The sequence below is a fragment of the Pyramidobacter porci genome, from assembly GCF_009695745.1.
Lineage (GTDB): Bacteria > Synergistota > Synergistia > Synergistales > Dethiosulfovibrionaceae > Pyramidobacter > Pyramidobacter porci.
On record NZ_VUNH01000012.1, the window covers coordinates 32,970 to 45,452 of the forward strand.

Consider the following 12,483-nt stretch of genomic DNA (forward strand, 5'->3'; position numbering starts at 1 on the left):
GATCGTTTCGCTACCGATACAGCGACAGCGCGCAGTAGGCGAGGAGCAGGGCCATGACGGCGTTTGCGGCGCGTTCGTGGCGGCGCAGAGCGCGGCTGAAGGCGGCGCCGAAAGCGGCCCAGCAGTTGACCGAGACGAAGGCCGTGCCCGCCAGCCCGAGCGCGAAAAGAATCAGCACGGGAAGAGAACGGACGCAGGGCAGCACAAAAGTCGACATGATGGTCATGGCGTAGATGAGCCCCTTGACGTTGACGAACTGGAGCAGCATGCCCGACAGAAAAGCGTTGTCGGCGGCGGACGTTTCTTCACCGCCGGATCGGCTGGTCAGCGTCTTCCAGGCCATCCAGAGGATGTATGCGGCGCCGAGAGCCAGCATGTAAGGCTGGGCGGCGGGGATATAATCCAGCAGCGTGGCGCTGAACAAAGCCGCCAGCAGCTGCACGGCGAAGAAGCCGCAGAAGATCCCCAGGCGGTAGCGCAGCGAAGCGCCGAAGCCGTAGCGGCCGGCGTTGGACATCGAGGAGATGTTGTTCGGCCCGGGCGTGAAGGTGGAGACAAGAACATAGCTGAGAAAGGGAAGCCAGTTCATGGGAATCGCTCCTTCGGAAAGAGGATAAAGGAAAAGGGCGGAAGCTTTTTCAGCTTCTGCCCTTGAATTATATCCGTTTGCAGACGAAAATCACAGGTCGATGCGCGCGCCGATCGAAACGATGTGGGCGTCGCAGCCGCGCGTGAAGGCGTCTTCGCCTTTTTCGCCGGCGCCGTTGATGCGTTTGTCGCCGACGTCCATGTAGCCGTAGCCGAACGAGTACTCGACGTTTTTGACGCGGCAGCTGGCGCCGACGGTGTAGGTGCGGCGCGTGCCGGTGGGCACCATGAAATCGGCGTCGTCGGGATCGCAGGAAGAGCAGTCGTCGGAGACGAAGCCGGCGCGGATCGTCCATCTGTCGTTGATCTTGTGCTCAATGCCGAACTGGTAGCGCCATCCGTCGCGCCAGTTTTTCGCTTCGTTGTACGGATAGCTGGCGAGCCCGCCGAGAAACGGGCGGAACGGCGCGGGCACGGTGACGTTGATGGTCAGGTCTTTGTAGGAGCTCCACATCGTCTTGATGGCGTTGAACTCGACGCGCGTGCGGTCGCTGAACCTGTAGCCGACGCCGAAAGTATAGCTTTCGGGCAGATGGATCGATCCATGCCCCCGCGTGGCGATCTGCCCCAGCCCGCCGTACAGGTTCACGTCGCCCTCGACCGTCTGCTTGACTTCGGAACGGTACAGCGCCGCCAGCGAGAGCCGGGGCGTCGCCTGCCAGCTCAGGCCGACGTTCCAGCCCACGCCCCAGCTGTCTCCGTCGAGATCGATCGGCGTCTCGCCGCCGAGGCGGGTCGACTTGTCGAGCTTCAGCCCGGCGTACATCAGCTCCGCGCCCACGGACATCGACAAAGACGGCGCGATCTTCCAGGCCACGTTGGGAGCGAAGGAGACCGACAGAAACTCGATGCTGCGGTTGCTGAAGCGGCCGTACCAGCCCGGATCATAGGAGGCTTTCAAGCCGAAGCGCGGGTAAACGCCGACGCCGAACCAGGCGTTGGGCTGGATCCTGCGCGCGTGAAAAAAGGCGGGCACATAGGCCGGATTGTTCTTGTTGTGCTGCGTCAGAAAGACGTTGTCGCCGCCGTCGAGGAAATCGGCGGAGCCGCGCGGCGCGATGTAAGTCACGGCGCCGGAAAAGGTGCCCTTCTCGTCGAACTGCGTGATCGCCGCCGGATTGTAGGCGATCAGCGAAGCTTCGTCGCCGAACATCATCGCGCCGCCCATACCCACGCCGCGGGCGCTCCACTCATAGACCGCAAAACCGTCCGCGTAAACGGGCGTCGCCAAAAGCGCCGCCGAAAGCGCCAGCGCGGCCGCTTTTCTCATACTCATACACTACCCCCTGCCCCTCGTCTCTTGTGTCGTGCCTGTCATGATCTTTCTGGCTCCGTCGGGATCACCCCACGAAAGGGCGACCCCGATCTCCGGCTGGGGCCTGCGATGTCTCCGCCGGTCTCCAGCGCCCTTTTGCGCAGATACTCTCTGATCCTGATTCTCAATTAAAAGGCATCATTGAAAATGCCGCGCTTCGCGCGTCCGTGCCGCAAAGAACGCGCGTCCCGCGGTTTCATAGGTTTTGTAGGCTTCAAAGCCGCCGCCTTTCGGTTCGAACGGGCCGTTTCCCCGATCGGAAAAAGAAAAGCGGCTCTGCTGTCCCGCCTTTGCACATGCGCATAATTTTATCTTTTCTTATCTTCGGAGGCAAGCCTAAAAGAGAGGCATGCCCCCAGATATCGCGCCGTTTTTTATGAACTTTATCGCCGTTCGCGAGAGGAAAAATCGTACCCGCCAAATTGAAGGCGCTGATCTTCGATCAGTTCCAGTCCGGCTACTACGTTTCGGGCGAGAAAGCCGGCCAGGCGTGGAACGCCGGCAAGGGGCTCATGAAGAAATAACCGCCCTCCCGAACAACGCAAAGAGCCTGTGCCCGGATCGTCAAGCGGCGAGCCGGGCGCAGGCCCTTTTTTTCAGCCCGAAGGGTTATTCCTTCGGCGCGCCTCCTGCGCGCCGAAGCAGGTCAAGCAGGCCGCCCAGAGGCTTTTTCGCTTCCTCGGCGGGGGAAAGCGGGTCATCCTTCGTCGCCTGGCGGGCCGCTTTTTCGGATTCGAGCTGCCGGGTCAGTGCGGCGATTTGGGCTTGGGCGGCGGCAAGCTCCTTGGCAGATTCGGCCGCGGCGGCTTTCGCGGCTTCGTCGGCCTTCTCGGCCGCGGCCTTTTCAGCTTCGATCCGGACGTTCAGTTCGGCCACGGCGGCTTTTGCCGCTTCGAGCGCCGTAGAGGCCTCGGCCAATTCGGCTTTCGCGGCTTCGTCGTTTTTCACGGCCGCGTCTTTCGCCGCCTGGTGGGCCGCCTTTTCGGATTCGAGCTGCCGGGTCAGTGCGGCGATTTGGGCTTGGGCCGCCTCAATTTGTTTGGTCAGTTCGGCCTTCTCGGCCGCGGCCTGTTCGGCGGCGGCTTGGGCTTCTTCTTCGGCCTGGCGGGCGGCGTCCTTTGTCACCTGATGGACGGTTCGTTCTTTCTCGAGCTGCCGGGTCAGCTCGGCGATTTTTTTATCGGACTCGGCCTTCTGAGCGCCGAGTTTGTTTTCGTAGTCCGCCCGGGCGCGGTGGTTCTCGACCGCGGCTTTCAGTCCGCCCAGCTCGTCGATTTTGGCGCCGGCTTCCTCGGCGTATTCGAGGGCGCTGCGGCCTTTTGTGTCGAACAGATCGACACGCGCGCCGGCGTTCATCAGGATCTGAACGGCGGCGGGGTTCTTCGCGGCGTACATCAGGGCCGTGCGCCCTTCCGGGTCCTGGGCGTTCACGTCGACGCCGGCGTCGATCAACGCGCTCAGCACGTCTTTATCGCGGTTGTCCCGGGCGGCCCACATCAACGGCGTCAGGCCGTCGACGGCAGCGTTGGGATCGCTCCCGGCCTTCAGTGCGGAGCGCAGGCGTTGGGCGCTGCCGAAGCGGCACAGCTGGACGAATCGCGAAGGCTCGAGCGGCTTCTGCCCGGCGGAATTCTGAAGGCGGGCAGCGATGTCGGCATCGTCCTTGAAGCGGCTTGCTTTGAAATAATCGCCGAGGACGCGCCCCGACAGATCTTTCGCTTCGCGGTCGGCGCCTGAATCGAGCAGCGAGATCACGGCGCCGCGGTTGGCGCCGCCGCGCAGGGCCAGCAGCAGCGGCGTGGCGCCGTCGCGGGCGCGGGCGTCGATATTGGCGCCCGCGTCGACGAGGGCGTTTACCATTTCGACCGAACCGTTTTTGGCGGCGGCAAAAGCGAGGGGCGTCCAGCCGCGTCGGTCTTTGGCCTCGCGGTTGGCTCCGGCCGAAAGCAGGAAGCGGAGCACGTCGGGGCTGTCGCCGAACTGGGCGGCGTACATCAGCGGGGTCATGCCGTTGCCGTCGGCGACGTTGACCTTGGCACCGGCGTCGATCAGCAGCCGCAGTTTTTCCACCGAGGCGGCCGCGCCGCGGGCGGAAGCCGCGCCCATCAGGGGCGTGACGCCGCTGGCAGCCTTGACGGGCGACAGATTCTCATTGCGGAGGGCCAGCGTGATCTCGGCGGGGTCGCCGTCGCGGCACAGATCGACGAATTCCTTCTGGGTCATCGCCGAAACGCCGCCGGCGGACAGGCAGAGGACGGCCAGCGAAGCGACGAACGTTTTCGTTGCGTTCATTTTTCACACACCTCGACTTCTCGTGAGAATTTTTTCGCTGCAACGGCGAAAAGGGGCGATACGTCGTAAAAATTATACTCTGAAAAATTTTTTTTGTCAGATTTCCGCCTGAAAATCTTCGCGGGCCGTTCCCCTTTTCGCCGGCAGATACGCTAAAATGAGCGCAGACTACTTTTCCCCGGCGGGGAGGTGAAATCGATGAGAGTTTTGATCGCAATGGATTCGTTCAAGGGGAACATCAGCGGGCTCGAGGCTTCGGAAGCCGTGGCCCGCGGCGTGCGGCGCGGCTGCCCGTGGGCGGAGCTGAAGATCCTGCCCATCGCCGACGGCGGCGAGGGCACCGTCGAGGCTTTCGTGCGCACCATGCACGGGCGGACGGTGCACGGGCTCTTCACGGGGCCGCTGGGACGCCCTGTCGAGGCGGCCTGGGGGCTTTTGCCGGACCGCGGCGCGGTCGTGGAAATCGCGGCCGCTTCCGGACTGCCGCTGATTCCCTTCGGGCGGCGCAACCCGCTCCATACCACTTCGCTGGGAACGGGCGAGCAGATCCGCGCCGCGCTCGACGCGGGCAGCCGCTTCGTCGTGCTCGGCCTGGGCGGCAGCGCCACCAACGACGGCGGCATGGGCATCCTCGCCGCGCTGGGGGCGCGCTTTCTCGACGCCGCCGGCGGCGAGCTGCCGCCCTGCGGCGAATCGCTGGAAAAGGTCGAACGCATCGACCTGTCGCGCCTCGATCCGCGTCTTGCGGAAACAGAGCTGATGCTCGCCTGCGACGTGCGGAATCCGCTTTGCGGCGCCAGCGGCGCCGCGGCTGTCTACGGACCGCAGAAGGGCGCTACCGCGGAGATCGTCCAACGTCTCGACGCGGGGCTGCGCCGTTTCGCCGCCGCGGTCGAACGCACCACGGGACGCGACGTGCTTGATCTGCCCGGCGGCGGCGCGGCCGGCGGCGCTGGGGCCGGACTGACCGGGCTGCTCGGCGCCAGGCTGGCCAGGGGCGTCGACCTGCTGGCCCAAGTCGTCCGTCTCGACAGCGAGATCAAGCGCGCCGACGTGATCTTCACCGGCGAGGGACGCATCGACCACCAGACGGCGCAGGGCAAGGTGATCTCCGGCCTGGCGGCGCGGGCGCGCGCCGCCGGCGTGCCGCTGGTCGCGCTGGTGGGCTGCGTGCGCGGCCACGTGGGGCCGCTGATGAGCATGGGACTGACGGCGGTCTTTCCGATCACGTCCGGCCCCTGCACCACGTCGCAGTCGTTCCAGCGTTCGCGCGAGGATCTGGAGCGCACGGCCTCGCAGGTGATCCGCGTCATCCGCGGCACGCTGCGCCGCCAGTCCAGCCGCCGCCCCGCGGGGCAGGCAAAGCGCGCCCAGGAAAACGGAGATGGCATCAGCCGCGAAAGCTCACTCCCCCAAACGCGCTTTACGGCCCCATGACCGATTCCATCCGCAATTCCCTGAAAAGAGATGACCGCAGTGATCTCAACCCGAGCGAAAAACATCGTCCCTTCGGCCACGATCAGGCTTTCGTCCCGCGTGGAGAAAGTGGTGCGCAGGGCGTCGACGTGACCGCGCTCGCATCGGCGAGCCGGACTTTCCGCCGCCGGAAAACGTCTGTGCCGCCGCGGCCGTGGAGGCACGAAGAAAATCGAAAGATGCGAATCCTGATTTTCGACGAGAAAGCATCGTTGAAAATGCCCGAGCTTCAGGGCGCGATTTCGTGCAGTTTCCGGCGCGCCGTTGGCGCGATAAAAGGGCCAGAAAAACTGCGCCCTTCTTATCGAAAATTTATACTAAAAAACTCATTCATATTTCATGGCCGGGACGTTCGAGAGTCTCGCAAAAGAGAGCGGCCGCAGTTTTTTTGACTGCGGCCGCTCTCTTTTGCGAAGCGACTCTTCGTCTTTTTTGCTTTTCTCCGTGTCTTCGCGTCTCCGTGGTGGCCTTTGTTCAAGCCCCGCCCAAAAAGTCCTGCGCGAACTGAACGGTCAGCGCCGCGCTGAGTGCCAGGCAGTCTTCGTCGGCGTCGAACCGGTCGCTGTGCTGCGGCGCGCCGCAGCCCTTGTCGGGATTGGCGCAGCCTACGAAGGCCAATACTTCGGGACAGATCTCGCGATAGCGCGCGAACGTCTCGGAAGCCATCCACGGCTCGCCGGCGATCACGTCGGCGCCGATTTTTTCCGCCGCCGCGCGGGCGAGCGCCGCCAGCGCCGCGTCGTTGACCGAGGGAGGGCACCAGTTGCGCCAATGCACTTCGGCCGTGCAGCCGTCGGCCGCAGCGATTCCGGCCGCCGTTTGTTCGAGCAGCGCGTGCAGGTCGCGCCCCACCCGCTCGCTGAAAAAGCGCAGGCTGCCCTCCATGCGGCATTCGTCGGGAATGCGGTTCCACGTCGAGCCACCGTGAAAGTTGCACACCGTCAGCACGGCCGCCTCGCGGGCGTTGACGCGGCGCGAGATGATCGAATTGGCGCCGCAGAGGATCTGCGCGGCGCAGTTGATCGGATCGAGGCCGAGGTGCGGCATGGCGCCGTGCGCGCTCTTGCCCCGCACCTTGACGGCGAAGGTCTCGCAGCCGGCCGTGCAGGAGCCGTCGATCACGACTGCCGTCCCGCAGGGGAAAGCCGCCTGCACGTGAACGCCGAAAATCGCGTCGATCGGCTTCAGTTCCGCCAGCAGGGCGCGCGCGTCGTCGCCCAGGCCCATCTCCTCGCCGGACTCGAAACAGAATATCAGCCGCCCCCGCAGCCGCTCCTTGGCGGCGCTCAATCGTCGCGCCGCCGCCAGCATGCCCGCGGTGTGGAAGTCGTGCCCGCACATGTGCGCCGCGCCGTCGATTTCGGAGACGACCGCTTTGGGCCCGTTCAGGTTGCAGGCGTTCTCCTGCAGCGGCAGCGCGTCCATGTCGGCGCGCAGCGCCAGCGTCCTGCCCGGACGTCCCGTGTCGAGCACGCCCAGCAGGCTGTTGCCTTTTTCGGGCGCGCGGATCACCTTCAGCCTCAGACGCTCCAGTTCGGCGGCGACGAGGGCCGCCGTGCGCGTTTCCCGGCCGCTCAGCTCGGGATGGCGGTGCAGGTCGCGCCGCAGCGCCGCGATTTCGTCTTCTATCGGGATACGGTTCATTGCAAGTCACCTTCCTGTCGATGCGGCGGGAAGACCGCCCTTTTTCTCGATGGTACCCCCGTCGGCGCGGCGACGAAAAGGGATTGTCCACAGGGACTTATCTCGGAATGACGAGCGCCGCAAAGTTCCTCTTTGGACTTATGGTCGGGGTGAACGAAGCTGTCGAGCCCGTAATTTATAAAAAAGTCTCGGCGCGGACAACAGAACGACGCACTTAAAAAACAGCTCCGGCGAATAGGGGAGGGCCCAAAAACTTGAGAGGAGAATTTTCCGAACCATCCTGTGGCGAAGAAAGCGCAGCCGCGACCGATAATTTTCCCAATCTCTTCTGCGTGCGTAAAAAGTGAAACGGCCGATCAGTATTTCCGGTTCCTGGATATACCTGACTGCATAGCGAACTTTTTTCGAGCGGCTGTAACGAAGGACATACCGGGCAGCCCTCACCGAAGCCAGGGTCATTTCCTTTTTCAGCCCGGGAGCGCGCTCATCTTCTCTCCCAATCGCCGTAATCTGTTGGTCGTGATGGACATAATTGTAAGGGCGCTCGCGCACGAAGACCGTTTTGGAGCTTCGCACGAGAATTTTCTGAATGAACTCGCCGTCTTCCCCTCTGTTGCACCGCTCGTTGAAGCGAATTCCTTTTGACAAAAGAAACTCTCGGCGGTAAAGGAAGCCCCAAACTGATGTGGAAATCTTTCGCATATGCCAGGCGAAAAGATAGTCTTCAGGCTGCGCAAGTGATTTCTTTAATTTGAAGCGCTCAGGGACTGTTTTTCCCGAATCGACAAAATAGTGGTTGAACCCGCACAATGCGAGGTCGGATTTCTCCGCTGAAATCGCGTTATACAGGAGCGTCAGATAGTTGGGCTCGATAAAATCGTCCGCGTCGATGAAACACACGAATTCTCCGCGCGACAAGGCAAGTCCCAGATTGCGCGCCGCCGACACGCCGCGGTTCTCCGTTCTCCTGATCAGGCGAACGGGGCGCGTGCACGAATCCAGCGTCCGTTGCGCAACGGACGCGGTGTTGTCAGTTGAGCGGTCGTCTATGAAGACAATCTCGAAATGGGGATAATCTTGCTTCATGACGGAAGCAACGGCCTTCTCGACAAATTTTTCCACGTTATAAGCAGGAAAAATGACGCTGATAAGCGGTAGCTCATGATTATCGCCGTTCATCGCAGACACCTCATCGCATTTTTGTGCTGATACTATTTCTTAATTAAAAGGCCGAACGCCCGGAAAACTATGTTAATACTTTCTATTAAGAATCAGTATGAGTGGATTCTTGTCGCAGGGGATGCGCCGCCGATCCCTTTTCGAATCCTATAGCAAAAAAACATAAAAAGCAAGATCCTGCGCAATGCAGAACCTTGCCTTCTTCGCGAAACCCGGCGAACTCATTCACGCCAGCTCGATCATCTGCGCGACGGAGACGAGCACGCAGCCCAGCGCCACCCACCAGAGGAAGACGCGCCAGCTGTACTTCATCCAGCGCTCGAAGGGCATGTTGACGATGCCCAGCACCGCCATCAGCGCCGAGCTGGTGGGGATGACCCAGTTGCAGAAGCCGTCGCCGAAGTTGAAGGCGAGGATGGCCGTCTGCCGGGTCATGCCGATGATGTCGGCCAGCGGCAGCATGATCGGCATCACGGCCGCCGCCTGGCCGGAGCCGGACGGGATGACCGTGTTGATCAGCAGGTTGGCGATGAACATGGCCGGGGCCTGAAGCACGGCGGGAACGAGCTTGAGCGCTTCGCCGAGGGCGTAGACGATCGTGTCGAGCACCCTGCCGTCGGTGAGGATGCTGGAAATGGCGCGCGCCGCGGCGACGAGGAAGAAGACCATGACCATCGTCTTGGCGCCGTCCACGAACGTTTTGGAGATTTCCGCGGGCTTCATGCGCGCGCACAGCCCGGCGACGATGGCCAGGCCGATGAACGTGGCGGAAAGCTCCTGATACTTCCACTTCCACCGAATGCTGCCGTAAACCATCAGCACCATCGCCGCCACGGTCGCCAGCGTCACCAGCCATTTGCGCGGATCCATGGGGCCGTACGCCTTGATCGCGTCGGAATCGCCGAGATTCTCCGCCCGGTCCAGGTCGTACATCGGCGACGCCGCAGGATCCTTGCCGATCTTCACGGTGTAGCGCCAGATCAGAAAACCGGTCAGGATCATGTACAGGCCGAAGCAGATGGCGCGGTACCACAGTCCCGAAAACGGCGGCAGCCCCGCCAGCTCCTGGGCGATCAGCGTCGTGCTGGGCTGGAGCATGCCGGTGGCGAAGCCGACGGCCGTGCCGCCGGTCATGATGGCGACGGCGGTGACCGAGTCAAGCCCGAGCGCCAGGCAGATCATCACCAGCACCGGCGCGAACGCCACGAATTCGACGAGGCCGCGCGTGAGCATGATGAAGCAGAACAGCACGAACATCGACAGCACGAACATCGATTTGCGCTCGCGGTACTTCAGCGCCAGCGTGCCGATCGACGAATGCATGGCCCCCGACTTGATGACGACGGCGAAGGCCGCGCCGGAGCACAGCAGCATGAACAGCAGGTCGACGGCACTCTTGGCTCCTTTGGCGATGTGCAGCGGGATCAGCAGCGGATTGACGGGGCTTTTCTCCACCCAGTGGAACGACGCCGCGTCGACGACGGAGCGCGAGCCGACTTTGACGCGGTTGAACTCGCCGGCGGGAATGATCCACGTCGCCAGGCAGGCGATCACGACGACGGAGAAAATGATCACCAGCGTGTTCATCGCCTTTTTGGGCTTGGCTGCCGAGGCTTCCGCTTTTTTCACTTCTTCTGCCATAACAAAACCCTCCTCACAAATTCGCTTCCAACAATAAAACCCCAAGGACCACGACGCTTGTACCTACGCGCGCGATTCGGCCTCGAGCTGCGCCTTGCGCGTTGCGAACTCTTTTTTGATCTCGTCCAGCAGACCGGGGACGGAAATCAGATCGGCCGCCGCGCCGGCCAGCACCTTGGCGCCGGTGACGATGGCGCTGTGGGCGGCTTCCGTCTTTCCGGCGTCCAGGTACGCCTGCGAGTGCGAGGGCGAGCCCTCGGGCACGAAGGCCACGCGGATGCACGAACCCGGCATGAGCTGCATGACGTTGCCGAGATCGGTCGAACCGGTCTTCTGGCGCGGCGGTCGGATCGCCGGCGCGTTCACGAGCCGCGCGTTTTCCATGATCACGTCGTTCAGTTTCAGCGCCGGGATCTTGTTGTCCACGTCCTTGCGGCGCTCGATCTCCACTTCCGTTTCCGTCATCATGGCCGCGCCGCGCAGCACCTTGAGGAAACGTGCGATCACGCTCTCCAGATAGGCGCGGTTGTAGGACCTCACGTAGAACTGCGCTTTGGTGAAAGCCGGCACCGTGTTCGCGCCCGTGCCGCCGCCGTCCGTGATGTTGTAGTGGATGCGCGTGTCTTCCTTGACGTGCTCGCGCAGGCACTCCACGCCGTGAAACGCCAGCGACATCGCGTCCAGCGAACTGCGTCCCAGTTCGGGCCTGATCGCCGCGTGCGCCGCCGTGCCATGATATGCGACGAAGAAGTTCGTCAGCGCCATCGACTTGACGTCGGTCGTCGTCTCGCCGCTGCCGTGCATCATCAGGGCCACGTCGATATCGTGGAAGCAGTCGCCGTTTTTGATCATGAGGATCTTGCCGCCTTCCGTCTCCTCGGCGGGCGTGCCGTAGACGACCACCGAGAACGGACCGGGCAGGCCGGAATCCTTCAGCGCCGCCGCCGCCGCGAGAATACACGGCCCCTGCATCTGGTGGCCGCAGGCGTGCCCCAGAGCGGGCAGCGCGTCGTACTCGCAGAGCAGGCCGATGCGCGGGCCGCCCTCGCCGCGGCGGTACACGGCGCGGAACGCCGTGGGCAGACCGCCGACGCCGCGCTCCACCGCGAAGCCGCGCTTCTCCAGCCATTCCGTCAGCAGCGCCGAAGCGCGGACCTCCGTCAGGCCGACCTCGGGATGATCGTAAATGTCGTCGGACATCGCCGACAGCTCCGGCTTCAGCGCGTCGATCAGCGCAAACATCTTTTCCTTCATCGAGAATCCTCCGTCCCGCGCCGTCCGATCAAAATCGGGCGCGCAAAAGTTCTATTTTTATGGCACTTGATTCTATTTTTAAAAATTGCTATTATTTTAGCAAGCCAGCGAAGGTTGTCAAGCCTCCCGCCGAAATTCAACGCGCTGACGGCGCGCCCGCTTTTGCGGCGAACGTCGTCCCTGCAAGGAGGACTCCGCATGGAGCTGAAAAACCGCGTCAAAGAAGCCGAACGGCTGAACGCCTCGGTCGTGTTCAGCCTCGAGGCGCTTGATTTTCTCGAAACGGAGGGCTCGGCGTCGCTGACGGAACTGAGCAACGCTCTGGGCATCCACAAATCGCGCGTCATGCGCCTGTGCGGCACGATGGAGCGGATGGGCTACGTGATCCGCCGCGGCGAAGACGCCCGCTACGTGCTCGGTCCCCGCGTGCTGTCGCTGGGCAAGGCGTTCGAGCGCCACAATCCGCTGCTCCACGTGTTGCGCCCGCAGCTGGAACAGCTGGCCCGCGAACTGGACGAGAACGTTTCCTTCCAGATCATCCGCAACGACCGGCGCCTGTGCGTCTGTTCCGTCTGCCGCGCGCAGCTGGCGCGCTACGTCACGCCCGAGGGCAGCGAGGCGAAGTTCCCCTACGGCGCCGCCTCCAAGGTGATGCTTGCTTGGGGGCCGGACGAACTGCGCGCCAAAATCCTCGCCGCAGCCCCTTATCCGCGCTATACCGAGCACACGCCGACGACCGCCGACGAAGTGCTGCGCGCCGTCGAAGAGACGCTGCGCCGCGGCTACGCCGTCTCGCGCGAAGAGCGCACCTACGGCACCGCGGCGCTGGACGTGCCCGTTTTCGGCGCCGGCCGCGAGCTGCTCGGCGCGCTCGGCCTCGCCAGCACCACGGAACGCCTCACGCCGCAGTTGATCGAAAAAGCCGTGCCGGCGCTGCAGGAGGCAGCCGCCTACATCCAGTCGATGACCGCCGGCGCGGAAAAGTTCGCGCCCCGCATGCCGCGCCGGGACGAATAGCCCGCGGCGCGGACACT

At 63.2% G+C, this 12,483-nt stretch carries 10 protein-coding genes; 3 read left to right on the plus strand and 7 right to left on the minus strand.

Annotation, left to right across the window (positions count from 1 at the left end):
- Window positions 1–10 precede the first annotated feature (10 nt).
- The 3 genes from FYJ74_RS10525 to FYJ74_RS10535 form a co-directional block, all read right to left on the minus strand.
- The gene (locus FYJ74_RS10525; protein WP_154529532.1) at window positions 11–589 is read right to left on the minus strand and encodes a LysE family transporter; all 579 of its coding nucleotides are present in this window, start codon (window positions 587–589) and stop codon (window positions 11–13) included.
- 90 nt (window positions 590–679) lie between these two features.
- The gene (locus tag FYJ74_RS10530; protein ID WP_154529533.1) at window positions 680–1,924 is read right to left on the minus strand and encodes an OmpP1/FadL family transporter; all 1,245 of its coding nucleotides are present in this window, start codon (window positions 1,922–1,924) and stop codon (window positions 680–682) included.
- A gap of 648 nt (window positions 1,925–2,572) precedes the next feature.
- Complete coding sequence (locus FYJ74_RS10535; RefSeq protein ID WP_154529534.1) at window positions 2,573–4,255, minus strand: ankyrin repeat domain-containing protein; 1,683 nt, start codon at window positions 4,253–4,255, stop codon at window positions 2,573–2,575.
- 198 nt (window positions 4,256–4,453) lie between these two features.
- Here FYJ74_RS10535 and FYJ74_RS10540 point away from each other — a divergent pair, with 198 nt between their 5' ends.
- Together FYJ74_RS10540 and FYJ74_RS10545 are read left to right on the plus strand one after the other, a co-directional pair.
- Entirely contained in the window at window positions 4,454–5,692 is a 1,239-nt protein-coding gene (locus FYJ74_RS10540; protein WP_154529535.1) for a glycerate kinase family protein, read from the plus strand.
- Window positions 5,689–6,123, plus strand: a complete 435-nt coding sequence (locus FYJ74_RS10545; RefSeq protein WP_154529536.1) for a hypothetical protein — start codon at window positions 5,689–5,691, stop codon at window positions 6,121–6,123. The genes FYJ74_RS10540 and FYJ74_RS10545 overlap by 4 nt, the downstream gene beginning before the upstream one ends.
- Window positions 6,124–6,205: 82 nt before the next feature.
- Here the strand turns inward: FYJ74_RS10545 and FYJ74_RS10550 are convergent, their stop codons facing one another.
- From FYJ74_RS10550 to FYJ74_RS10565, 4 genes are all read right to left on the minus strand, one after another.
- Window positions 6,206–7,375: a M20 metallopeptidase family protein gene (locus FYJ74_RS10550; protein WP_154529537.1), complete on the minus strand. Its 1,170-nt coding sequence runs from the start codon at window positions 7,373–7,375 to the stop codon at window positions 6,206–6,208.
- A 138-nt stretch (window positions 7,376–7,513) separates the two neighbouring features.
- Window positions 7,514–8,554 (minus strand): glycosyltransferase family 2 protein, encoded by a 1,041-nt coding sequence (locus FYJ74_RS10555; RefSeq protein WP_154529538.1) that lies wholly within the window; start codon window positions 8,552–8,554, stop codon window positions 7,514–7,516.
- Window positions 8,555–8,779: 225 nt separating this feature from the next.
- Window positions 8,780–10,195 carry a YfcC family protein gene (locus FYJ74_RS10560; RefSeq protein WP_154529539.1) on the minus strand — a complete coding sequence of 472 codons (1,416 nt, stop codon included), beginning with the start codon at window positions 10,193–10,195 and terminating at the stop codon, window positions 8,780–8,782.
- A gap of 63 nt (window positions 10,196–10,258) precedes the next feature.
- A complete protein-coding gene (locus FYJ74_RS10565) occupies window positions 10,259–11,449 on the minus strand; it encodes a M20 family metallopeptidase (protein WP_154529540.1) in 1,191 nt (396 codons plus the stop codon).
- A gap of 198 nt (window positions 11,450–11,647) precedes the next feature.
- Between FYJ74_RS10565 and FYJ74_RS10570 the strand changes: the two genes are divergently transcribed.
- Window positions 11,648–12,466, plus strand: a complete 819-nt coding sequence (locus FYJ74_RS10570; protein ID WP_195838892.1) for an IclR family transcriptional regulator — start codon at window positions 11,648–11,650, stop codon at window positions 12,464–12,466.
- Window positions 12,467–12,483: the final 17 nt, after the last annotated feature.